Raw genomic sequence first — 23,388 nt, 5'->3', positions numbered from 1 at the left:
TGCCGCTGAAGCCGTCCGGTCGCCGGTCAACGGCGTTTCGTCTCTATTCATGCCGCGGAGCAGCCCGATGTCCCTTCCCGATAAAGCCTTTCCCGTTTCCTGGGATCAATTCCACCGCGATGCGCGCGCCCTTGCCTGGCGGCTTGCAGGCCTCGATCAAGCCTTCAAGGCGATCGTCTGCATCACCCGCGGCGGCCTGGTGCCGGCCGCGATCATCTCCCGGGAACTGAACATCCGGCTGATCGAGACAGTCTGCATCGCCTCCTATCATGACTATGTGAATCAGGGCGACATGGTGCTGCTCAAGGGAATTGCGCCCGAGCTTGCCGAAAACGGCGGTGAAGGCGTGCTGGTCGTCGACGATCTGACGGATACCGGCAAAACCGCGGCGCAGGTTCGCACCATGCTGCCGAAGGCGCATTTCGCCTGCGTCTACGCCAAGCCGAAGGGGGTGCCGACCGTCGACACCTTCATCACCGAGGTCAGCCAGGACACCTGGATCTATTTCCCCTGGGACATGGGCTTCACCTACCAGGAACCGATCGCCAAGGGCGCTGGCGCGCGCTGATCGCCGCAAACCCGCATTTAGACAGCGCTGATTTCCTCAGCGAATCGGCAAGCGCATTTGCGCCGGAAATGCCATCACAAGATTTGCCGCAGGACACTTTTTTGCCGCTGCGGCATTTTCCTTAGCCGGCAACGCCCGCAAGTCATTGTATTTCCAGCGCTCCCCGGCTTTCCCCAATCTCCACAGGCGCGTCCACAAGATGTTGTGGTTACCATTCAATTAAAAACCAGCCCTTGACGGAATCAGCGGTTTCAAACTTTACTGTTCCTGATGTTGCGGCGGCGACAGGACCGGAGGTACGAGCCCGGTTCCCTTTGAAAAACAAGACGCAGAATCAGGCTGTTGTGCCGGAACCGGCCTAAGCCAGAGAGGATTTCTGCGCGGTTTTCTGCCTCCAAAAAAAGTGACATCGGGGCTGGCGATAATAAGCTGTTAATACTATATTTAGTGTTTGCAGCCACCATCACCACAAGATACAGGAAGGACATCTCCGGATGACACCCCTGTCACGATACGGAAACGAGACTGGCTGCACGACGACAATGTGCCGCCGGATAGGAAATTTGCGCCCTGGGGACGGGCGCCAACGCGAGGTCAAGACTATGCGCATCGAACGTCGTTTCACGAAGGCCGGCCAAGGCGCCTATGCGGATATCGAATTCCGTAAGGCGACGAGCGAGATCAAGAACCCGGATGGGTCAATCGTCTTCCGCCTCGAGAATATCGACGTGCCTGCGCAGTTCTCCCAAGTCGCGACCGACGTTCTGGCGCAGAAGTATTTCCGCAAGGCCGGCGTCCCCACTCGGCTGAAGAAGGTCGAGGAGAATGACGTTCCTTCCTTCCTATGGCGCTCCGTTCCCGACGATGCCGCGCTGAAGACCCTGCCCAAGGAGGAGCAGACCGGCTCCGAAATCGACGCGCGCCAGGTCTTCGATCGCCTCGCCGGCACCTGGACCTATTGGGGCTGGAAGGGCGGCTATTTCTCTTCGGAAGAAGATGCTGCCGCCTTCAAGGACGAGCTTGCCTATATGCTCGCCACCCAGCGGGTCGCTCCGAACTCGCCGCAGTGGTTCAACACCGGCCTGCACTGGGCCTATGGCATCGACGGCCCCGGCCAGGGCCATTTCTATGTCGACCCCTTCACCGGCAAGCTGACCAAGTCCAAGTCCGCCTACGAACACCCGCAGCCGCATGCCTGCTTCATCCAGTCGGTCGAGGACGATCTCGTCAACGAAGGCGGCATCATGGACCTCTGGGTGCGTGAAGCGCGCCTGTTCAAATACGGCTCCGGCACCGGCTCCAACTTCTCCATGCTGCGCGGCGAAGGCGAAAAGCTTTCCGGCGGCGGCCGCTCCTCCGGCCTGATGAGCTTCCTGAAGATCGGCGACCGCGCCGCCGGCGCCATCAAATCGGGCGGCACGACCCGCCGCGCCGCCAAGATGGTGGTCGTCGACATCGACCATCCCGATATCGAGGAATACATCAACTGGAAGGTCAAGGAAGAGCAGAAGGTTGCGGCTCTCGTCACCGGCTCCAAGATCGTCGCCAGGCACCTGAAGGCGATTATGAAGGCCTGCTTCAATTGCGAAGGCGACAACGGCGATTGCTTCGACCCGGCCAAGAACCCTGCCCTGAAGCGCGAGATCCGCGCCGCCAAGAAGGATCAGGTTCCGGAGAACTACGTCCAGCGCGTCATCCAGTTCGCCCGCCAGGGCTACAAGGATCTCGAATTCAAGACCTACGACACGGACTGGGATTCGGAAGCCTATCTGACGGTATCGGGACAGAACTCCAACAACTCCGTCTCGATCAAGGACGACTTCCTGCGCGCCGTCGAGAATGACGGCGAATGGAAGCTGACCGCCCGCAAGGACGGCAAGGTCATGAAGACGCTGAAGGCGCGCGACCTCTGGGAAACGATTTCCTATGCCGCCTGGGCTTCGGCCGATCCGGGCATCCATTTCAACACAACGATGAACGACTGGCACACCTCGCCGGCCGGCGGCCCGATCCGCGGCTCGAACCCGTGCTCGGAATACATGTTCCTCGACGACACGGCCTGCAACCTCGCTTCGCTGAACCTCTTGCAGTTCAAGGACAAGGCCACCAAGCGCATCAATATCGGCGACTACGAACATGCCGTTCGCCTGTGGACCGTCGTGCTCGAAATCTCGGTGATGATGGCGCAGTTCCCGTCGAAGCGCATTGCCGAACTCTCCTACGAATACCGCACGCTCGGCCTCGGCTACGCCAATATCGGCGGCCTGCTGATGTCGTCGGGCATCCCCTACGACTCCGCTGAGGCCCGTGCCATCGCCGGCTCGCTGACGGCGATCATGACCGGCGTCTGCTATGCGACCTCGGCTGAAATGGCCGGCGAGCTCGGCCCGTTCCCGAATTTCGCGCCGAACCGCGAGAGCATGCTCAGGGTCATCCGCAACCATCGCCGCGCCGCTTACGGCGAAACCTCCGGCTATGAGGCGCTGTCGATCGAACCGGTCGCGCTGATCCATTCGGAAAACCCCGACCAGGATCTCGCCGCCCATGCCAAATCCGCCTGGGACAAGGCGCTCGAGCTCGGCGAAAAGCACGGCTACCGCAATGCCCAGGTTTCGGTCATCGCCCCCACGGGCACGATCGGCCTTGTCATGGATTGCGACACGACGGGCATCGAGCCTGACTTTGCCCTCGTCAAGTTCAAGAAGCTCGCCGGCGGCGGCTACTTCAAGATCATCAACCGCGCCGTGCCGGAAGCGCTGCGCACGCTCGGCTATTCGGAAAGCCAGATCGCCGAGATCGAGGCCTATGCAGTCGGCCACGGCAACTTGAACCAGGCGCCGGCGATCAACCCGTCGACGCTGAAGGCCAAGGGCTTCACCGACGAGAAGGTGGAAGCCGTCAACGCCGCGCTGAAGAGCGCCTTCGACATCAAGTTCGTCTTCAATCAGTGGACGCTCGGCGCCGACTTCCTGAAGGACACGCTGAAGGTTTCCGACGAGCAGCTCGCTGACATGAGCTTCAACCTGCTCGACCATATGGGCTTCTCGAAGAAGGACATCGAAGCCGCCAACATCCATGTCTGCGGTGCGATGACGCTGGAAGGCGCGCCCTTCCTCAAGGCCGAGCATCTGCCGGTCTTCGATTGCGCCAATCCCTGCGGCAAGATCGGCAAGCGTTACCTATCCGTGGAAAGCCATATCCGCATGATGGCGGCTGCCCAGCCCTTCATCTCGGGCGCGATTTCCAAGACGATCAACATGCCGAACGAGGCAACCGTCGAGGATTGCAAGAACGCCTATATGCTCTCCTGGAAGCTCGGCCTCAAAGCGAACGCCCTCTACCGTGACGGCTCGAAGCTGTCGCAGCCGCTCAACGCCTCGCTGATCGAAGACGAGAACGACGAGGAAGCGCTGGAAGAACTGCTGCAGGCGCCGGTCGCCGCCCAGGCCGTTACCGTCACCGAGAAGATCATCGAACGGGTGATCGAGCGTGTTTCGCGCGAACGCGAGAAGCTGCCGAACCGCCGCCAGGGCTACACCCAGAAGGCCACCGTGGGCGGACACAAGGTCTATCTCAGAACCGGCGAATTCGGCGACGGCCGCCTCGGCGAGATCTTCATCGACATGCACAAGGAAGGGGCTGCCTTCCGTGCGATGATGAACAATTTCGCCATCGCCATCTCGCTCGGCCTGCAATATGGCGTGCCGCTCGAGGAATATGTGGAGGCCTTCACCTTCACCAAGTTCGAGCCGGCCGGCATGGTCATCGGTAACGATGCCATCAAGAACGCCACCTCGATCCTCGACTACGTCTTCCGCGAACTGGCCGTCTCCTACCTCGGCCGCCACGACCTCGCACATGTCGACACGTCCGACTTCTCGAATACCGCGCTCGGCAAGGGTATCCAGGAAGGCAAGACCAACCTGCTCTCCACCGGCTGGACCCGCGGCTATAAGCCGACCCTGGTCTCCGGCACTGGCGGTGAACGACAGGCCGGCGAACCCAAGGGTGCGGCCACCGCAGCCCCGGCCCGCGCCGCTTCCACCGGCACGGTAACCGCCTTTGCCGGCAGCGCTGCCCGCAAGCTGGAGCCGACGGTCGCCGTCTCCACCTCCGAAATCGTCGCCTTCAAGCGCGATTACGAGGAGCGCGCCAAGGAATTGGCGGAAGAGATCGCCGAAGAGGTACTCGAGGAAATCGCCAGCGACGCAACCGCCCTCTTCTCCGACAAGGCGCAAGCAGACGCGGCAACGGCCAAGACCGAAGCCAAGAAGGTGGAAGCCGAACGCCGCCAGCGCTCGATCATGCAGGGTTACACGGGCAACATGTGCTCGGAGTGCCAGAACTTCACGATGGTGCGGAACGGCACCTGCGAAAAGTGCGACACATGCGGTGCGACGAGCGGGTGCAGCTGAGCAGGATTGCGGTTCTTCAGTGTTTTAAGGAATAGACTTCAAGTCTGGTCAAAAGCGTTGGCCATTTCCGACAGAAGAAATGGTCAACCCGATACAGGAGGCCGTCCGGGCACGAACAAGTGCCCGGAGAATCCTCTGAGGAACAAATAGAGAAACAATCGCAAGAGCAGCGAAACGCCCTATCCGCGGGATGCTCAAGTTCGTAAACGTAAGACGAGACAACTGGACCTGCCAGTGACATCCGTTTATTTTGCGAGCTGTATCGCAGGCGGCCTTCATGCTCCGGGAGTCACCACGAAACGAAGCTGCGCCGACCCATGCTGCCGAAACACCGCCTCATCCTTCTGCGCCACGCCAAATCCGCCTGGCCCGACGGTGTGTCCGACTATAAACGGCCATTGGCGGATCGCGGGCGCAAGGCAGCACCCGTCATCGGCACCTACATGAGGCGCGAAAAGCTGATCCCCGATTTAGCCCTCGTCTCGCCGGCCCGCCGGGCGCAGGAAACCTGGAAGCTTGTCCGGCGGGCCCTTTCGAAAAAGATCCCCGAACGCGAAGCGGCGGATATCTACGAGGTGTCGGGGGAGCGCATCCTCGATGTGATCCGAGCCGTCGAACCTGGCATTCGCACGCTGCTCATCGTCGGCCACAATCCCGGCATGGAGAATGCGGCCTCGCTTATCGTGGCGGACGGCGACGCCGATGCCTTGCGACGCATGGGGGAGAAGTTCCCGACGGCGGGACTCGCCGTCATTGACCTCCATCTCGACGGATGGGACGAGATTGCGGCGGGCACCGGTTATCTCGAGCGGTTCGTAACCCCTAGATCCTTGGGATGAAGGGCCACTTTCCGGTTTGAATTTGATGGACATGGTGCACGGTCCCGATTCTACCCGCGCCCCTCCTTCGAGCCCCTGCGGGGCGCCTCAACAAAGATGAGGGCGGCGAGAGACAGGCGCATGACGGCTGGGTGCAGTCGGCAGCAGGTCAAAAGCCCGGACGGCTCGGGTACGATCGCGATCTGACCGTCTAGGTCCCAGGGAATCAGGTGATCTCAGCCATTGTCAAGGACTCACAGAGTCCGGACAAGATCGGCAACCTCCAGGAGCGCTTCCGATATTCATTCGTTCGATTTGTCGACAGACGCTCGGTTAGACTTGGACCGGCTATTCGCGATCCGGAAAGCGAAAACGGCGGAGCGAGCCAAAACTCCTGATGTAGGCCTCGCGCTCGGCATCGGCAGCGCTCTTGCCGATATCGCGCAGGAGATGTTCGTTCAACCGGTGCCACGGGACATCTGGATTGATGGCGGCAACCCATAGATCATGCAGTCGCGCGCGCCAACGAACCCGCCCCTCGACTGCCGTTGGCATGCCCTCTTCGCCTTTACGGATGAAGCTCATTGCACTACCCTCCAACTTCGATGTGCGGCGCCGTCCGCAACGATCCTCCTCCCTCGTCAAAGAGATGTGTGGCCGGATGTGATGGATTCGTAAAAGCGATGGCTATGGCGGATTCGATGAAGCGCCCTTTCCTCTCCCTGTTGGGTGGGTTCGACTGCCCGGGCCTTGCCGCGGGGTCGCCAGCGTTTACGCGGAAGGCTCGGGCCTTGATGGCCTATCTGGCGCTTCAGACCGGACAGTCCCAATCACGCGAAAAACTGGCGGCCTTGCTGTGGGGCGGGACCGGAGAAGAGCAGGCCCGCGCGAACCTACGGCAAACCTTGTCCGTCCTGCGGCGAGCGCTGAAGGCGACCGGACGGGCATGGATCCGGATCGAAGGCGACCGGGTGGCGCTCGATCTCGACGACACCGATCTCGACGTCAGGCGGTTTGAGGCCATGGCAGCCGGCTCCCAGACCGACGACCTCGAACAGGCGATCGCTCTCTATCCCGGGGAGCTCCTCGAAGGTTTCAACCTTGCTGAAGAACCGTTCGAAGACTGGCTTCGCACCGAAAGGGAACGGCTACGGATCATCGCCACTGCCGCCCTGGAAAAGCTCATTACTCGCCACATCGGGAGGAACGAACCGGGCGCCGCCATATCCGCCGCAACGCGGTTGCTCGCTCTGGAGCCGTTACGCGAAGATGTGCATCGTACGCTGATGCGCGCCCATGCAGCGATGGGACGATTCAATCTCGCCCTCGCACAATACCGGAATTGCGCCGATACGTTGCGCAAGCAGCTCGGCGTGCAGCCCGAGCCCGAAACGCGGGCTCTCTACCAAGATTTGCTGGCGCGCCGCATGGCGCCGCCTGCCGAGCGATCACCAGAGGAAGGAGCGTCGTTCGAAGCCCGTCCTCAAACCCGCTATGTGAAATCGGACGGGGTCAACATCGCTTACCAGGTGACGGGCGACGGGCCCTTCGACCTCGTCTATGTTCAAGGCTGGGTTTCCAACCTCGACTACGCCTGGGAATCGTCGAAATTGTCGAGCGTTCTGCACCGTCTCGGTTCCTTCTGTCGCCTTATCCGCATAGACAAACGTGGCACGGGCCTATCGGATCGTGGCACTGGCTTTCCAACACTCGATCAGCGCATGGAGGATGTTCGCGCCGTGCTGGATGCGGTTGGATCACAAAAGACGGCCCTGTTCGGCAGCTCGGAAGGCGGCCTCATGTGCATGCTGTTCGCCGCGAGCTATCCCGAACGCACGGCTGCCCTCATTCTACATGGAGCCTATGCGAGGGGTCTCTGGTCACCGGATTATCCCTGGGGGCGTACCCGAGAGGAGCTCGAAGAGGAACTGCTTGCCATTGAGCGGGAATGGGGTCGCCCGGCGGACCTCAGCCGGGCGGCCCCGAGCCTCATCGACAATATGGTCGAACGTGAATGGTTTGCGGGGTACCTGCGCAATTCGGCATCCCCCACCGATGCGATCTCCTTGTGGCGCTGGAGCGTCGAGATCGACGCGCGCGATATCCTTCCCGTGATCCGAGTTCCGACCCTGATTACCCACCGAACCGGCGACCGCTGGGTCAAGCCCGAAGAAGGGCGTTATCTGGCAAGCCGCATTCCCGGCGCGATATATGTCGAGCTGCCCGGCGATGACCATATTATCTGGGGCGCCGATTCCGACCGGCTGATGGACGAAATCCAGCGGTTCCTGGTCTCCGCCCCGCCTGCCCCGACTGAAAGCGCCTTGCTGACGGTCTTGCACTTGGATGTTCAAGGCGCGTCCTCCGGTCGGGTGAAAGATTGGCGGGACGACGCCGTTCGACAGCTTCGCGCCGCCGACGGCGAGGCGATCGACCTGCGGGAATCCGGACTTGTCGCCGCGTTCCGGCAGCCCAGCCAGGCGATCACCTGTGCATTCGATCTTCGCGGCCGCCTGCATCACATCGGCTTGGATGTTCGCGCAGCCATTCACGTCGGCGAATGCGAACGGCAAGGCGGCCTCTATGCGGGTCCGGTGCTGCGGCTTGCCGCAGGATTTGCCGACTGCGCCGGACCAGGCGATATCATCGCCTCCCGAACCGTGCGCGATCTCGTTGTCGGTGCAAATCTCTCCTTTGATCTACGTGGACAGCTCGATCTGCCCGGAATCCCCGGTCCCTGGCCGTACTTCTCCATTGGGCAGCCCTGAAGTCATAAATGTTTGCTCTCCCGGGTTCGCAATGCAATCACAGAACTACCTAGTCGGGGTGAACGGCGGCGGTAGAAGCGTGAGCCTGCCGACCTGCGGCTTTCCGCTGCCTCGCTGCTGCCCCACCATCGAGCCCGCCTACGCCACGACCGAGACAACCACCCGCGACCATGTTTGATGGGAGCACAGGAGCGACCTTTCGGCCAATCACAGACAATGCCGTAGATTTCGCGATATTGTTCCAACTGTTCTTTCGGGCCGGCCAACAGCAGCGGGCAAGCGGTATAGTTTCCCTTCACTTTCCCGTTCTCGACATCCAGTCGAAGATCTCCGACTCCGGTGTATCGCCAAGTAAAGCGGTGAAATGGTCACCTGATGCCTTGATCTGATAGACCCACATGAATTCCACATTTGGCGCCCTCTGATCGGTGGACAGCGCCACGCCCTCGGCCTTATCCGTAAAACCCAACTTGATGCTATATTTTCGGTTCCCGGCGGTGGATTACGCAGTTTCTCGAAGAAGCCGTCCACCTCCCTTTTGAGACCTTGGCCATGGCCAGATCGCCGCGCGCGATCGTCTGGACGCTTGTATTGTCGTCGGCCAGAGCAAGTTCGGCGGGAATGACCAGAATGGATAGTCCAAGCATTGAGAAGCGTGAAATGACGTTGCGCAACATTCGATACGCCCGAAATTGTTTTAGTGTTCCGACGCAACATAGCTATCTGAGGTTGATTTCAATCTCTAGCTTGGAGTTGGTGCTCCTTCGCGCGCTCTATAACCGGCACCTCCGGCTCTCGTCAAAACGGCAGAATGTCGAACAGGCGCTTGCTCGCCCTCGCCGCCCAAGACGGCTTCACCGTACCGGCCGCCAATGGCGGCCCCGACGATGGCGCCAGCAGCGGTTGATAGAACCGGTTGAGCATCGCATCGCAGACATAGTGCCCCCAATTCGTCAGGTGCTCCGTCTCATCAGCGCCGAGGAAATGGAGGTAGGTGCCGATCTCGGACGGAACGACGGATGCCGGAGGCCTCGAGTAAGAGGCGTAGGGTTTGAGGTCGGCGTCCTTGCTGTCGATCGACCAATAAACGCCATGGGTTCTTGCGCGCAGCGCCGATTTCGCGACATCGTCGAGGCCAAGCGTATCGGCCCGTTTTGCAGCCTTGAAGCCGGCGATCAGGTCTCGCCGCCTTAACGACCGCACCTGATTGTCCGTCGTATCGAGAACGCGCTTCAGCTGGGAGAGATAATTCCAGTATCCGCGGGTCGAGGAGCGCCAAGGCGCGCCGGCATCGCTGACGAGCAGGCAGTCGCAGCGTTTCAGCGCGGGCTCGATGCCGTGATTGTCGTAGACGCCGCCGTCGCTCAATATCGCCCTGCCCGGAGCGACTGGTTCGCCAACCGTGTCGTCGAGTTTTTCCCTTTTCCAGGGAAACCGCGACAGGTCCAATCGCAGCGGTGACAACACGGGAGGGAATGCCGCCGAAGCGGCAACCGCGGTTGCGAGCGACAATGCCGGACGAAACGACACCCCGATCCTGTAATCCGCGATATAGCGGTTCGACATCCGAAAGAGCGAACCGGTGCTGAGATTGCTGGCGCAAAATACGAACCAGGGCAATCTCGGAAGATCGCGCAGGCTTGGCGATCGTCCATCGAACAGATGCCGCTCGTATAGTTTGGCGGCTTCCTCGGCCGCGCTTGAGAAGGGATTGAACACGCCCTTCAGGAAGCTCGGCCCATCCGCGAATACCTGACTGAGGGCGAGAATGCGATCCAGGTATTCCGTCTTGAAATTGACGGCGACCTCGTTCTTGAACACCAGCCGCGGCCAGATATAGGCGAGCAGGCCGGAGGCGATGGATCCCCCCGAGACCGACGAGATCATATCGAGCTTCGCCAGAAGGCCAGCCTCGTTGAGCCTCGCAAGCGATCCCGCATGGAAAAGCATGGCCCGATAGCCACCGCCCGAAAGGCAGAGGCCGAGTTTATAACGCTCCGCCGGCTTCTCGGGATCGTCGGATCCCGAAGAGACGGCATTCGATGCGGCATGCTCGTCTTCCGACATGCTCGGCCTCACTCAGGAAGATGAGTTTTCACCGATCTCTTCCTTCAGGCAAGCTGCCGAACTTTGCGGTCATTGCCTGCGGACCGGCAATATCTACTCTGCGTACCTCCGGGAATTGGCATCGCATTTGTGCCACTCCCAGTTTATTTCGGCTTCGTCCTTTTCGCCATAACACCAGTCGGCGCGATTGAGCAGCGGACCGAGTTCGTCGCGCCGTCTGCATGCCCGCAGCGTTTCGGGTCCAGTGCGATCGACACTCGTGCGGCAGATGTCGTCCAGTCCTGTCCACTGATGGATCAACCGATCCGGCGCCTTGGCCCCCTTGTCCGTGGCGAGCACCTTTCCGGTCTCGGACTCGATCTGCAGAGAGGCCGTGTTCCACACGTAAGAGAATTCGGCCATCCCGGAGGACGTCTTACCCGTGTCCCTATTTCCGGCAAACCATTCGACAATTCCCGACATTTCGCATTTTCCGGCACAGCTGGCAGTCACCGAGCCCGGCTTGACGCGGTAGATGCGCTCCGGCCAGCGTTGGGCGAAGGCTGCCTTTTCCTTCAGGACGGCGTCTTTGTCGACCGAGTTTCCGAAGAAGGAGACCTCGTCGGCATAGACGCCCTTCATGAAGGCCAACGCCGATGCGCTGTCTTTCGACCATTCGTCATTGTATCGGTTTGCGAAATTAACCGCCTCCGTGGTCAGGTCGCCGGGTTCCGGTGCGCCCGCCTCCTCGGAATCACTCGGCTCTGACGGCATGTCGGCGGGTGTTGCGCTCTCCTGCGGTGCGGCGCCTGGCGAGGGCGGCGCGCTTTCCTGTGCCGAAGGCATATCCTCGGGCGTGTTGATATTCCAGTCCCGCATTTCCGCAGCGGTGAGATACCGTATATCGGTGCTGTCGATCGACAGACTGAGCTGCAGCAGGTTGGGGCTTACCCCCATGTCAGTGAGATAGCCGATGATCTCGCCGGTCAGTGCTTGAACAGTCGAAACGGCCAATTTGTTGTCGATGGCAACATCGTCGGACAGGGAAACCCGATGCACGCCGATAGAGCCCGGCTCGGCAAATCTTTCAACGCCGCCGACGAAGGAGAAGGCGCAAGCCGACGCGCACTCGGCGGCTCTGATCTGTATCGTTTTTGCATTCAGGAGGCGGAGGGCCCGGCCGAACCTGATCGCGGCGACCACGTTTCCGCCTGGCGAGTCAAAGGTAACATAGCTCGGCTGGTACTGCGTATATTCGTCGACAAGCGTCATCGCATCGTCGGAACTCTCGAACACGCCTTTTATCGTCAGGACGCGCTCTCCCGGCGCGGTCTCCAGACGTTCGTAGGAAATGGCCGCATGCCCCTCCCCGGCTAGGGCGACGAACGCCAGCAGCATCGATATCAACGAGACGGATTTCCGCATTCTATCCCGGTCCCCAAGCACCTGTATTTTCTCCTGTCGTCATTCGCAGCATAGCTTTCGCAGGTCTGAATAGCCGGATGATGAAGACCTGCTCTACCCCGCCTCATTCGCGACCAGCCGACGCCAATTACGGTCCGAAGAACAATAGCTTCGCAGAGAATGTTGACAGCTACCCCAGCAGGTCAGATCAATGCACAAGGGCAATCTTCTGGCAAGCGTCACAATCAGAAGTGATGAGACAAGGTAAATGCCGTGCCTTCGCTGTTCTGGAGGCATCATAGACGCGTGCAATTGATATCGGCTATGTCGGCTGCACCGACACATTTGACCAGTGAGGCCGTTCGTGACTTCCCCCTACGACAATCACGCCCTCGACCTGAGGAATGATCCCAATTTCTTCGCCCTTCTGACCGGCAGCTACAAGCGCATCGTCGGCCGCGCTCTTATCGAGGATGGGCAAGGGCCGGACTGGCTTTACAGCCATGCACCTTTCGTGGTCCTCGCGCACAATACACTGCCCGACCCGCGCTTCATCTACGCAAACCGGACTGCGCAGAACTGCTTCGAATATAATTGGGACGAATTCATCATGCTGCCGTCGCGACTATCAGCCGAGCAGCCTGATCGCGCCGAACGCCAGCGGCTGCTGGATGCCGTCACGCGCAATGGTTTCGTCGATAATGGCCGCGGCCTCAGGGTCGCGAAATCGGGGCGCCGTTTCTGGGTCGAAAATTTCACTGTCTGGCAGCTCATCGATGAGACGGGCAAGCGGTTGGGCCAGGCGGCGATATTCTCTTTTTGGCGGGACGCGTAGTTCCTACGGTTTTACGCGGTCCGGATGCGCTGCCTGGAAGGCGGGGAGTTCGGCGCATCTGGCGTCGATGTCGCTGATGCGTCTGAAAGCCGTCATATCAACGCCCCAGCGGCGGGCATTGTAGACCTGAGGAACAAGGCATAGGTCGGCCATCGACGGCCTACCGCCAAAGCTGAACGCGCCATCGGATTCGCCGAGCATAGTCTCCAGCTTGCGAAGTCCATCGCCGATGAAATGGTTCATCCATTCCTCGCGAGCCTCGGCCTTGTCGGTCAGCGTCAGAAGATGCGAGACAACATGCAGATTACAGATCGGATGGATGTCCATGGCAACCGCATATGCGAAGGCGCGCACTCTGTGGCGGTCGAGCCTATCCGATGGCAGCAATCCGCATTCCGGCCGGAGCTCGGCCAGATATTCGATGATGGCCAGCGACTGTGTCAGCGTTTTCCCATCGATCACAAGTGTCGGCACGAGCCCTTGCGGATTGAGCGCGAGATAGTCCGGCATTCTGTGCGCACCGTCGAGCAAGTTGATCGGTACAGTCTGGTAGTCGAGGCCCAGAAGATTGAGCGCGATCCGCACCCGATAACTCGCCGACGACCGCCAGTAGTCGTAGAGAATGATCTCGTTCATTCCCGGTCAGCTCCCTCGTATTTTCCGACCGTCTGCTCGATCGCACCGAAAATCGAATGGCCGGCATGATCCTTCATCTCGATGCGGACCTGGTCGCCGAACCTCATGAAGGGGGTCTTCGGCGATCCGCTTTCGATCGCCTCGATCATTCTCAATTCGGCAATGCAGGAATAGCCATCTCCTCCCTCGCCCACCGGCTTGCCGGGGCCGCCGTCGAGCTTGTTGGAGACCGTGCCGGAGCCGACAATCGTTCCGGCCGCGAGGTGGCGGGTTTTGGCGGCATGGGCGATCAGCTGGCCGAAATCGAATGTCATATCGATGCCGGCACTTGCCTTGCCGAATGGTCTGCCGTTCAAGCTTACGAGCAGCGGCAGGTGCAGCTTGCGGCTATCCCAGGCGTCCCCAAGCTCGTCCGGCGTGACCGCGACCGGCGAAAATGCCGAGGCCGGCTTGGACTGGAAGAAGCCGAAACCTTTCGCCAGCTCGTCCGGGATCAAGCCGCGCAACGACACGTCGTTGACGAGCATTACCAGACGAATGGCGCCACGGGCAGCTTCCGCGCTCGCGCCCATGGCGACGTCGCCGGTGATGACAGCGACCTCGCCCTCCATGTCAATCCCAAAGGCCTCATCTGCTGCCAGGATCGGGTCTCGCGGCGCGAGGAAACCGTCCGAGCCACCTTGATACATCAGCGGATCGGTCCAGAAGCTAGCCGGCATCTCGGCGCCGCGCGCCTTGCGCACCAGTTCCACATGGTTGACGTAGGCCGAGCCGTCGGCCCATTGATAGGCGCGCGGTAAAGGGGATGCGGCGTCATGTTCGTGAAAGCGGATGGTCGGCTGAGCCCCCGTCTCGATGCCTTCGGCAACCAGCCGAAGCCTCGGAGCGACATGCTCCCAGTCGTCGAGCGCCGCCTGCAGGGTGCGGGCGATGTGACCGACCTCCGAACAGCGCGTCAGATCGCGGGACACGACGACGAGGCGGCCGTCCCTGGTGGAGTCCTTCAAGGTCGCAAGTTTCATGTCTCAATTCCGTGCCGGAGGGAGCTTCGCCGATCTTGACCGATCCTGTCACTTGATGCCCGGAGTTCCGTCGAACTTGCGCTCGAGGCCATCCCAGCATTCGAGGTAATCGTCCTGCAGCGTTTCGAGCTCGGCTGCATATTTCGTCAGCTGCTGCGGATAACGGGTCTCGAACATGAAGGCCATGGTGTGATCGAGCTTCATCGGCTTGAGCTCGGTATTCGATGCCTTTTCGAAGGCGAGCGCGTCCGGGCCGTGAGGAAGCATCATATTGTGCAGGCTGATCCCGCCCGGCACGAAGCCCTCCTCCTTGGCGTCATACTGCCCATGGATCAGACCCATGAACTCGCTCATGATGTTGCGGTGGTACCATGGCGGGCGGAAGGTGTGCTCGGCGACCAGCCAGCGCGGCGGAAAGATCACGAAATCGACATTCGCGGTGCCGGCATCTTCGGTGGGCGCGGTCAGCACCGAGAAGATCGACGGATCGGGATGATCGAAACTGATGGCGCCTACCGGCGAAAATGTTCGCAGATCGTATTTGTAGGGCGCGTAGTTGCCGTGCCAGGCAACCACATCCAGCGGCGAGTGGCCGATTTCGGTAACATAGAATTTGCCGCACCATTTCACATGCACGCGGCAGGGCTCTTCCTTGTCCTCGAAAGCAGCGACAGGCGTCTTGAAGTCGCGCGGGTTGGCCAGGCAATTGGCGCCGATCGGCCCGCGGTCCGGCAAAGTGAATTTCGCGCCATAGTTCTCGCAGATATAGCCGCGCCAGACCGCCTGCTCGCCGCTCTTCAGAATTTTGAACATCATGCCGCGAGGGATGAGGCAAATTTCCAGCGGCTCGACATCCATGATGCCCATTTCGGTGAACACTCTGATGGCGCCGAGCTGCGGCACGATCAGCAGTTCGCCGTCGGCGTTGAAGAAGTAATCATCGACCATGTCTTCGTTGAAGACATAGGCATGCGCCGACATGCCGACCTGGGTCGTGGCATCGCCCGCCGTCGTCATCGTCCGCACCCCTTGCAGAAAATTCAGCTTCTCAGTGGGAGCAGGCAGCGGATCCCAGCGGAGCTGACCGAGCGGGAGCGAATGCTCGTCCAGGCAGGGTGCGGTTTTCCAGAGCGGATAGGACGAGTTCGAGAAGCGGCGGGTGTGGCGCACGCTCGGGCGAATGCGGTACAGCCAGGACCGTTCATTCGTACCGCGCGGCGCAGTGAAGGGCGAGCCGGAAAGCTGCTCGGCATAAAGGCCGTAGTTGCATTTCTGCGGGCTGTTCTGGCCCTGCGGCAAGGCGCCGGGCAGCGACTCCGTCTCGAAGTCGTTGCCGAAGCCCGGCATATATTTCAGTCTGTTTGCCTTCGCCGCTTCCGCGTCGGAAGCCTGGATCGATGTCTGGTCCATGCTCAACTCCTCCCCGAAAACTCTACTACGTCGTAGAGTTTACTCCGCTGCCGTGCCGATGACACCACGCTTGATCTGATCTGCCTCGATCGACTCGAACAGCGCACGGAAGTTGCCCTCGCCGAAGCCCTCATCGCCCTTGCGCTGAATGAATTCGAAGAAGATCGGACCGATTACCGTCTTGGAGAAGATCTGCAGCAGGATTTTCGTCATGCCGCCGTTCACCACACCTTCGCCGTCGATCAGGATGCCGTGCTTCTTCATGCGGTCGATCGGTTCGTCATGGCCATGCACGCGATCATAGGACATGTCGTAATAGGTCTCGGGAGGGCCTGGCATGAAGCGCAGGCCGTTATCGGCAAGCCGGTCGGTCGCTTCGTAAATATCCTCCGTCCCAACAGCGATGTGCTGGATGCCCTCGCCCCGGTACTTCTTCAGATATTCCTCGATCTGGCTGGTGTCGTCCTTCGATTCATTCAGGGGAATGCGGATCTTGCCGCAGGGCGAGGTGATGGCGCGGCTGACCAGACCGGTGATGCGACCGTCAATATCGAAGAAGTGGATCTGCTTGAAATTGAACAGATCGCGGTAGAAATCCCACCACTTGTCCATGTTGCCGCGGAAGACGTTGTGGGTGAGGTGGTCGAGATAATAAAAGCCGATCCCTGTGGGATTTGGATTGGGCTCGCCAAGCCAATCGAACTCGGCCTCGTAAGCCGATCCCTTTGTCCCATAGGTCTCGACGAAATAGAGCAGCGAGCCGCCGATGCCGACAATCGCCGGAACGTCGAGCACCTTGTCATTTCCTTCATAGGGAACGGCGCCCTTCGACACCGCGTGATCGAAGGCGTGCTTGGCGTCGACCACGCGCCAGGCCATCGACGGGGCGCAGGGACCATGCTTTGCGACAAAACCAGCGGCATGGCTACCGGGCTCGGCATTCAACACATAATTTATGTCGCCCTGGCGCCAGACGGTAATGTTTTTCGTCTTGTGCTTGGCGACCGCGATATAGCCCATGCGTGTGAAGAGCTCGCTGAGCTTCTCAGGCTCGGGGTGGGCGAATTCGACGAATTCGAAGCCGTCGGTGCCGGCCGGATTGTCGGCGGTGATTTCCGACGGAGGCGCATCATGCGGGAACGGACCCATTTTCTTTTCCTCCAGAGGAGATTGCAATCTATGCAAACTATGGCTCAAAACTGGCGAAAAGTTCTTGCATTCTTGGTGCTATAGGAAAAGATTATGCACGATCTGTGAGCATTCTGGAGATTTTGCGCAATGGATGAGCCCCTAGACAAATTGGATCTACGCCTCCTTCTGGAACTTCAAAAGGATGGAAGGCTCACGAACAACGAGCTTGGTGAGCGGATCGCGCTTTCACCGTCGCAATGCTCGCGCCGGCGTACCAGATTGGAAGCCGAGGGCTATATTCGCAGCTACCGTGCCCACCTCGATCGGGAGAAGCTGGGGCTCGATATGCTGGTGGTCATTTCCGTCACGCTTGCCACCCACAACCGAGACAATGCCCGCCGATTTTCGCAATTGATCAACGGTCTGCCCGAAGTTCTCGAAGCCTATGCGCTGACGGGCGAGATGGACTATCACCTCAAGGTGGCGACCCGTGGGCTCGCCGATCTGTCGAAATTCGTCAACGACGTTCTGCTGCCGCACGAATCCGTGCAGCACGTGAAAACCTCGATCGTGCTCGACACGCTGAAGACGTTCGAAGGCTATCCAGTGATGATGCCGGGCAGCCGGCATGGCGACAGCGCGCGATAAACGTTAGAGCGGCAGTTCGGTGGAGAATTTCAGCTCGCGCAGCACGAAGCTTGATACGACGGTGCGCACATGCGGGTTGCGCATGAGATAGCGGGTCATGAAGGCTTCGTAGCTTTCGACGTCCCTCGCCCTTATCTTCAGCATGTAGTCGAAGGCGCCCGACAAGGCGTAGCACTCCATGATCTCCGGCCGCTCCAGCACCACTGAAGCGAAAGAAGCCACCGCCTCCTCATGGTGATCCTCCAGCGTGACGTGCGCAATCACGCAGAGCTTGAGATCGAGTTTGCCGGGATCGAGCAACGTGACGCGCTTGCGGATGACGCCGTCGGCTTCCAGTTCCTGGATCTTCCTCCAGGCCGAGCTCTGCGACATGCCGGCTTTTTCCGCCAGATCCGCCAGCGACAGAGTGCCGTCGGCCTGGATCAGTTGCAGAAGCTTGCGGCGGAAATTCCCAGATTCTTTCATTGTAGCCATCGTACTCGGAAATATCTCCCACCACTATGGCGATACCCGGTATGAAAGAAAAGAAAATCCGTCAAACATGGAGCATAATGACAGAAATATCGCCATTCCCGGGAGGATCAGCCGATGACCAAGGAAAGCAGCTACACCGCCAAACTGCCCGGCCCGGACGGCCTTTATGACTATACCCCTGAAGAAGATCAGATCTGGGGCGAACTCTACCGGCGTCAGATGAAGCTCTTGGCCGACAAGGCTTGCCAGGAATATCTGGACGGCGTCAAACTGCTGGGGCTCAAGCCGGAAAAAGTGCCTCAGCTCCTCGATGTGAACAGACGCCTGAACGAGACCACAGGTTTCGGCGTCGAAGGCGTGCCGGCACTTATTCCGCCTTCGCGCTTCTATGAGCTTCTCTCGCAGGGCAAGTTCCCGCTGGCGACCTTCCTGCGCCGCCGCGAGCATATCGATTATATCGAGGAACCGGACCTGTTCCACGAGGTCTTCGGCCATTGCCCATTGCTGACCAATCAGAGCTATGCCAATTTCGTCCGGCATTTCGGCGAAACCGCCATGCGCCTCGGCAAGGGCTATTCATGGCATCTGTTCCGGATTTTCTGGTTCACCGTCGAATTCGGCCTGATCAACACGCCGCAAGGCCGCCGCTGCTTCGGCGCCGGCATCGTCTCCTCTCCGAGCGAAGCGAAGGCGGCAACGGAAGGCACGTCGTGCGAATTCCGACCGTTCGATTTGATGAGCGTGCTCAGGACGCCCTACCGCATCGATATCCTTCAGCCGATCTACTATGTCATCGACAGCTTTGCCGATCTCGAGGCGATCGTGGAGCAGGATATCGGCGGCGCGATCCTCAAAGCGAAATCACTTGGGGATTTCGCCCCGGCTTTCGAAGCCAAGGCTTCGTGAACTCGACGCTGCGGTAGCGTGTAGGTAGTCGCAGATCCAGCGCTTCACTTCGGAGCGGCGGGACTGCGATTGACGAATTCGACCAGGACGCCCGGCTTGACCATGCCGGCCAGCTCTTCGGCGTCCCAATTCGTCAGCCGCACGCAGCCATGCGAGCCGACCTTGTCGATGAGCTTCGGCTCCGGTGTGCCGTGTATGCCATAGGTCGGCTCGGTCAGATCGATCCAAACGCTGCCGACGGGACCGTTCGGCCCCTTCGGGACTGTCAGAACCTTGTTGTTCTTTCCCTGCTTGAAATTTCGCTTCGGATCGTATCGGTAAACCGGCATTCTCGAGACGCCCTTGACCTTGTGTTTTCCTGAAGGCGCCGGATTGTCCTCGCTGCCGATCGTCGCGGGATAGACGGCAAGTAGGGACCCATCCTCGCCATAGGCCAGCACCTGCCCTGTCTTCTTGTCAGCCTCGATGCTCTTGACTTTGCCTTGCCTGGGAGGGCCGGGATTAACGACCCACACCTTGTCGCCGGGCGCAAAATGCGAGCCAGGGTTAAGTGCATTCAAGAGATCGAGATCCATGTGGAAGCGCTCGGACAGCTTCTCCGCAACGCTGGTATAGCCGAGGCTCTGCATCTTTGCCTTCTCGCCGTAATCCTCAGGAATCCTGTCGACCAGCCCCGTGGCGTCCTCCGGCGAGACGACATAGCTCTCAACGACGGGGGAATTGTCTTCCAACCGGGAGGCGACATCCGGATCCGGCCTGCCGTCCACGGGAAGCTTGTTCATCGCCTCGAAGCCGGCCACCGCCTTGTCGACATTCTCGCCGGAGAGACCGTCGACCACGCCGGGAGACGAGCCCGCGCGGTCGAGCAGGACCTGTAGGCGGATGATCGCCGGGTCCGGATCTGCGGGTTGCAGCTTTCCTTTCCCGATGTCGGCAATGGAAGCGGCGTTGATCGTTTCGGGGAGAAGCTCCCGCGCGGAGGCGCCGCCAACGGAAAGGGCCAGAGCGAGCAGCGACATCGGCAGGGCTGTTTTCATGGACAACAAATGGCCGACGTGGGAATTTGTTCCCACACCAGCCGGACATCCTCCGACACAGCATCTGCTACAAGTCCGCAGGACCGGTGGCAGGCTCCGGTCACGGCGCCCTCGCTTGCTTCCTGGCTTCGCGTGCTCTTGCGGTGCGCCGGGCGGGCCTCAGTTCTTCGATCGTCGGCTGCCACCATTCGGCATCCCGGCGGGGAGGCGTTTTCGCAGGCCAGGTACGGACAAGTTCGTCGAATGTCGGGGCCCGCCAGTACCCCCAGAGATGATCCTCGGTGACCCCGGGGTAGAAATCCGCGACGAGAGCCGGATCGACCAGTTCGCCGGTGATTTCTGTGAAGACGACGATCCCATACGAGGTGGCCACCGGGCGTCCTGTCGGCGGCAGGTCGTCGGTCGGAAGCGGGTAACGGCGGCGCTTGCGTTCCGCTGCGCGAAGCCTGCTGCGCATCTCCTGTTCGGTTCCCTTCCGCTCGTCGGCGCGCCGTCGCCTCTCCTCCGGTTCGTTTCTGCGAGCCGCCGCTTCGATCTCAGGCCATCTGCGTCTCAGCTCCTCATAGGATCGAAAGGGCACGTGCCATATTCGAAGATCGCCGTCCCATCGCGAGAACGGCACCTCGCGAAGTTCGTCGACGACGGTTTTTGAATAGGGCGTTCGGATTCGAAAGCCGGCCTTACCAAGTTCCAGATATGGACTGTCGATGGGATCGAAGGCGAAGGCATCGCGTCCCTTCGCATCCGCATGCGCGTCGGCTTCGGCCTCCAGCTCGGCAAGCCATCGGCCGATGCGACGGGACGCCGTTCGGCCGGGAACGAACCAGGCCTTTCGCACGTCGTTCCAGCGGGCGCGAGGGAAGCGGTTTCGAAACTGCTCGACAGTCATCCTGTCGTAAGGGAAGGAGACCTCTGCACCTGGCTTCGGCTCATCGTCACGGGGCGATCTCTCGTCCTGGTCAGCGGGCGATTTTGTTTCGATCATAGAAGGAGAACGCTCCCGCGTCGGGATCGGTTTCCGGCGCAGCCGTACGTCGCCTTAACGACGCTAGTGAACCGTCTTCGACGGCTTCTGCGGGTGCGAAATGTTATGCAGCGTTGCCATGAGCTTTTCGAACTCGTTCAAGACACGGTTGAACTCGGCGTCCGGCATCGTAACGATTTCCGATACTGTCGAAGAAACCGACGCAATCAGTTTATCGATCCAAACGCAGCGATCGGCCGGCACATTTCCGAGAACTTCGCGACGGAGTATCTTCAACTCGCGAAGAATACGAACGATAAGGGCTCCGCGTTCCGCCCTGCTCAAGAACGGAAGCCTTGTCTGCGCCAGGTGGATTTCTGCTATCAGCGTCGTTGCCATCCCCGCTCTCCGCCCCTCAAATACAACCGGATATCACAACCGCTGCGATTACAACACGGACTTTAGTCCGGCTAGCCAGTTCGGTTCAGTTTCGTACGGCTCGCCCGTCAACGGTCAATTGCTCGTCGCGACCAGATCCGACATGTCGCAACTGCGGCGCGGTCCTTCCCAAGGCTGATATGTATTGTCTTCCGGTCGGTACGATCTATAGCGGGCGGCGCATCGGGCTGCTGCCTGGGCATTGACTTTCGGGCTGCCGCCTTCATGGCTCTCGGCGATATCCTGCTGGAACGGCGAAGAGCATTCGCGGGTCCTGCCGCTATAGGATCGATAGCTGTTGGTCGCAGGATCGAAGGAGCGGTAGCGCTGCGCGCACCAGGCAAGGTGCTCGGCAGCGAGTTCTGGCCGCGGTTTCTGAGGTTCTGTCCACGGACGAGCGGGTTGCGAAGCCACCCTTGGCACCGTGGTCGTCGGAGCCTCGGTGACATAGCTGGAATAGACAGGTGGAATTCGTTCATAATGCTGCCGATGGGGATCGACCTTCACCGGACTCGTCGTCCACAGATCGGGGGCCGCAAGGTCCGTGAACGCGCGCGGTTCGGAATCCGCCACAACATGCGAGGCAACGGATGCCGCTGCCATGCAGGCGCCAACCGAGCTGACGATGCCGAAGGCGACCGTCGCAATGCCATTCATCAGCCCGCCTCCTGCTCTTGTGCCTGGGGAACCCAGACGCGCGCCGCGGCGCTGCTGTGACCGCCGGTGGCGACCAGCACCGCGAGAATGCCGACGATCGCCAAGAGGATGGCGATCAGCGGCACGGCGAAACCAGCAGATTTTTTTTCGGGATAAATCATGTTCCCTCTCCTCGACCCTCGCGGCCGCACGATGACGCTGCCGTCCATCGTGCGGCTGATCTGAAGATGATTTGGAAGACGCGGCAGAGCCACGTGAACGATCAGGTCACTTGATCACCTGAATCACCTTGCGGGACGAGGGTTCGACAATGACACGCTCGTCATTGACCACCGCGTAGGCATATTTCGGATCGTCCGGAACTGGGGTCACGACGACCGTTTCCGGCAGGGGCTGGCCGACGACCACCTTTTCCTTCACGACCACTCGCGCCGAGGGTGCCGGCGCCTCGCGGACATAAGTGACGACCTTTTGCGGCGGCGGATCGATCGCCGTGCCGACGACTGCACCGGCAACGCCGCCGATAGCAGCACCGGCCGGACCACCAACGATAGCTCCGGTGATTGCGCCACCAGCCGCACCATTGACGGTCGAGGACTGGGCGAATGCGACACCTGACATCAGGGTCATGGCAGTTGCCGCGCCTGCAATAAGCTTGAAGAGCATCTTTTCCTCCTTCCTTTCAATGCGGCCTGCTTGCCGCTGCCAAACCAACTTGCTCGCGACGAGGTCGTTCCACGCCCCGGACCTCGGTCTGAGGCATCCCGGCCCTTGGTCTGGATTTTATTATTCGTCAGCCGCGCTATTCTCGAGCCGCACGCCATCGCATCGCGGGCTTGGGCAGGAGACCGAGGAGATGACACGATCCAACCGCCGGGAAGCAGGACGCAGGCGCCTGGCCATGCGTCTGCCGCAAATGCGGACGCTGATCATGCAGGCGCGCGACCCGTGGCAGCTCGAGCTTTTCGAGGCCTATCAGATGGCGGTCGAAGCGCGTGATCGGCTTCGAAGGCGACGGTTCAATTTGAAGCTGGTGCGGGAATATGACGAAACCTGTGTCGAGATCGAACAGCACGTCATGGGCGCGATGCCTCTCCCTACCTCAACTACCGCCTCATCCCCTAATCCGCGACCGTAGGTTCAATCCAGGCGCCAGGACAATGATTGTCCGCACGAGCCCCGGCACGGACAATCACGCGCGAGAGGACACC

Annotated in this window: 22 protein-coding genes; 8 read left to right on the top strand and 14 right to left on the bottom strand. The window is 60.3% G+C overall.

Annotation, left to right across the window (positions count from 1 at the left end):
- Positions 1 to 67: 67 nt before the first annotated feature.
- The 3 genes from gpt (at position 68) to NMA58_RS07195 (ending at position 5,822) form a co-directional block, all read left to right on the top strand.
- The gene (gene gpt, locus NMA58_RS07205) at positions 68 to 568 is read left to right on the top strand and encodes a xanthine phosphoribosyltransferase (RefSeq protein ID WP_183700832.1); all 501 of its coding nucleotides are present in this window, start codon (positions 68 to 70) and stop codon (positions 566 to 568) included.
- Positions 569 to 1,170: 602 nt separating this feature from the next.
- Complete coding sequence (locus NMA58_RS07200; RefSeq protein WP_434712803.1) at positions 1,171 to 4,983, top strand: vitamin B12-dependent ribonucleotide reductase; 3,813 nt, start codon at positions 1,171 to 1,173, stop codon at positions 4,981 to 4,983.
- Between the two features lie 317 nt (positions 4,984 to 5,300).
- Entirely contained in the window at positions 5,301 to 5,822 is a 522-nt protein-coding gene (locus NMA58_RS07195) for a SixA phosphatase family protein (protein WP_434712802.1), read from the top strand.
- Between the two features lie 327 nt (positions 5,823 to 6,149).
- Here NMA58_RS07195 and NMA58_RS07190 read toward each other — a convergent pair whose 3' ends face one another.
- On the bottom strand, positions 6,150 to 6,386 hold the full coding sequence (locus NMA58_RS07190) for a hypothetical protein (RefSeq protein WP_430960420.1): 237 nt from the start codon (positions 6,384 to 6,386) through the stop codon (positions 6,150 to 6,152).
- Positions 6,387 to 6,595: 209 nt separating this feature from the next.
- Between NMA58_RS07190 and NMA58_RS07185 the strand changes: the two genes are divergently transcribed.
- Positions 6,596 to 8,569, top strand: a complete 1,974-nt coding sequence (locus NMA58_RS07185; RefSeq protein WP_434713389.1) for an alpha/beta fold hydrolase — start codon at positions 6,596 to 6,598, stop codon at positions 8,567 to 8,569.
- A gap of 798 nt (positions 8,570 to 9,367) precedes the next feature.
- Here NMA58_RS07185 and NMA58_RS07180 read toward each other — a convergent pair.
- The gene (locus NMA58_RS07180; RefSeq protein ID WP_434712801.1) at positions 9,368 to 10,636 is read right to left on the bottom strand and encodes a patatin-like phospholipase family protein; all 1,269 of its coding nucleotides are present in this window, start codon (positions 10,634 to 10,636) and stop codon (positions 9,368 to 9,370) included.
- A 93-nt stretch (positions 10,637 to 10,729) separates the two neighbouring features.
- The gene (locus NMA58_RS07175) at positions 10,730 to 12,040 is read right to left on the bottom strand and encodes a hypothetical protein (RefSeq protein WP_434712800.1); all 1,311 of its coding nucleotides are present in this window, start codon (positions 12,038 to 12,040) and stop codon (positions 10,730 to 10,732) included.
- Positions 12,041 to 12,383: 343 nt separating this feature from the next.
- On the opposite strand from NMA58_RS07175, the gene NMA58_RS07170 reads away from it, so the two are divergent.
- Positions 12,384 to 12,854, top strand: a complete 471-nt coding sequence (locus NMA58_RS07170; RefSeq protein ID WP_434712799.1) for an MEKHLA domain-containing protein — start codon at positions 12,384 to 12,386, stop codon at positions 12,852 to 12,854.
- 3 nt (positions 12,855 to 12,857) lie between these two features.
- Here NMA58_RS07170 and maiA read toward each other — a convergent pair whose 3' ends face one another.
- From maiA to hppD, 4 genes are read right to left on the bottom strand one after another with little or no spacing between them, the layout of a single operon-like run.
- Positions 12,858 to 13,490, bottom strand: coding sequence for a maleylacetoacetate isomerase (maiA, locus tag NMA58_RS07165; RefSeq protein ID WP_434712798.1), 633 nt, complete (start codon positions 13,488 to 13,490; stop codon positions 12,858 to 12,860).
- A complete protein-coding gene (locus tag NMA58_RS07160) occupies positions 13,487 to 14,512 on the bottom strand; it encodes a fumarylacetoacetate hydrolase family protein (protein WP_434712797.1) in 1,026 nt (341 codons plus the stop codon). Before NMA58_RS07160 ends, maiA begins: the two co-directional genes overlap by 4 nt.
- A gap of 48 nt (positions 14,513 to 14,560) precedes the next feature.
- Positions 14,561 to 15,922, bottom strand: coding sequence for a homogentisate 1,2-dioxygenase (gene hmgA / locus NMA58_RS07155; protein ID WP_434712796.1), 1,362 nt, complete (start codon positions 15,920 to 15,922; stop codon positions 14,561 to 14,563).
- 39 nt (positions 15,923 to 15,961) lie between these two features.
- Positions 15,962 to 17,071: a 4-hydroxyphenylpyruvate dioxygenase gene (hppD, locus tag NMA58_RS07150; protein WP_183700815.1), complete on the bottom strand. Its 1,110-nt coding sequence runs from the start codon at positions 17,069 to 17,071 to the stop codon at positions 15,962 to 15,964.
- A gap of 129 nt (positions 17,072 to 17,200) precedes the next feature.
- On the opposite strand from hppD, the gene NMA58_RS07145 reads away from it, so the two are divergent.
- Positions 17,201 to 17,701 (top strand): Lrp/AsnC family transcriptional regulator, encoded by a 501-nt coding sequence (locus tag NMA58_RS07145; RefSeq protein ID WP_064801992.1) that lies wholly within the window; start codon positions 17,201 to 17,203, stop codon positions 17,699 to 17,701.
- Positions 17,702 to 17,704: 3 nt separating this feature from the next.
- Here the strand turns inward: NMA58_RS07145 and NMA58_RS07140 are convergent, their stop codons facing one another.
- A complete protein-coding gene (locus NMA58_RS07140; RefSeq protein ID WP_097598719.1) occupies positions 17,705 to 18,166 on the bottom strand; it encodes an Lrp/AsnC family transcriptional regulator in 462 nt (153 codons plus the stop codon).
- Between the two features lie 123 nt (positions 18,167 to 18,289).
- Here NMA58_RS07140 and NMA58_RS07135 point away from each other — a divergent pair, with 123 nt between their 5' ends.
- Positions 18,290 to 19,081 (top strand): phenylalanine 4-monooxygenase, encoded by a 792-nt coding sequence (locus NMA58_RS07135; RefSeq protein ID WP_183700813.1) that lies wholly within the window; start codon positions 18,290 to 18,292, stop codon positions 19,079 to 19,081.
- A 44-nt stretch (positions 19,082 to 19,125) separates the two neighbouring features.
- Here NMA58_RS07135 and NMA58_RS07130 read toward each other — a convergent pair whose 3' ends face one another.
- The 6 genes from NMA58_RS07130 to NMA58_RS07105 all read right to left on the bottom strand — a co-directional run bounded on the left by NMA58_RS07130 (position 19,126) and on the right by NMA58_RS07105 (position 22,843).
- Complete coding sequence (locus NMA58_RS07130) at positions 19,126 to 20,118, bottom strand: L,D-transpeptidase family protein (protein WP_434712795.1); 993 nt, start codon at positions 20,116 to 20,118, stop codon at positions 19,126 to 19,128.
- Positions 20,119 to 20,218: 100 nt separating this feature from the next.
- The gene (locus tag NMA58_RS07125; RefSeq protein WP_434712794.1) at positions 20,219 to 21,103 is read right to left on the bottom strand and encodes a hypothetical protein; all 885 of its coding nucleotides are present in this window, start codon (positions 21,101 to 21,103) and stop codon (positions 20,219 to 20,221) included.
- Between the two features lie 63 nt (positions 21,104 to 21,166).
- Positions 21,167 to 21,481, bottom strand: a complete 315-nt coding sequence (locus NMA58_RS07120; RefSeq protein WP_085777861.1) for a hypothetical protein — start codon at positions 21,479 to 21,481, stop codon at positions 21,167 to 21,169.
- Positions 21,482 to 21,595: 114 nt separating this feature from the next.
- The gene (locus NMA58_RS07115; RefSeq protein ID WP_430960429.1) at positions 21,596 to 22,177 is read right to left on the bottom strand and encodes a BA14K family protein; all 582 of its coding nucleotides are present in this window, start codon (positions 22,175 to 22,177) and stop codon (positions 21,596 to 21,598) included.
- Positions 22,177 to 22,338, bottom strand: coding sequence for a hypothetical protein (locus NMA58_RS07110; protein ID WP_221128004.1), 162 nt, complete (start codon positions 22,336 to 22,338; stop codon positions 22,177 to 22,179). Before NMA58_RS07110 ends, NMA58_RS07115 begins: the two co-directional genes overlap by 1 nt.
- A gap of 106 nt (positions 22,339 to 22,444) precedes the next feature.
- Positions 22,445 to 22,843, bottom strand: a complete 399-nt coding sequence (locus NMA58_RS07105) for a DUF1236 domain-containing protein (protein ID WP_085777859.1) — start codon at positions 22,841 to 22,843, stop codon at positions 22,445 to 22,447.
- 190 nt (positions 22,844 to 23,033) lie between these two features.
- Between NMA58_RS07105 and NMA58_RS07100 the strand changes: the two genes are divergently transcribed.
- Positions 23,034 to 23,315: a hypothetical protein gene (locus NMA58_RS07100; protein WP_097598724.1), complete on the top strand. Its 282-nt coding sequence runs from the start codon at positions 23,034 to 23,036 to the stop codon at positions 23,313 to 23,315.
- Positions 23,316 to 23,388: the final 73 nt, after the last annotated feature.

The organism is Rhizobium sp. YTUHZ045 (genome assembly GCF_051124255.1).
Classification (GTDB): domain Bacteria; phylum Pseudomonadota; class Alphaproteobacteria; order Rhizobiales; family Rhizobiaceae; genus Rhizobium.
Note: the sequence above shows the minus strand (reverse complement) of the source record. Positions and strands in the feature narration are given on the sequence as shown.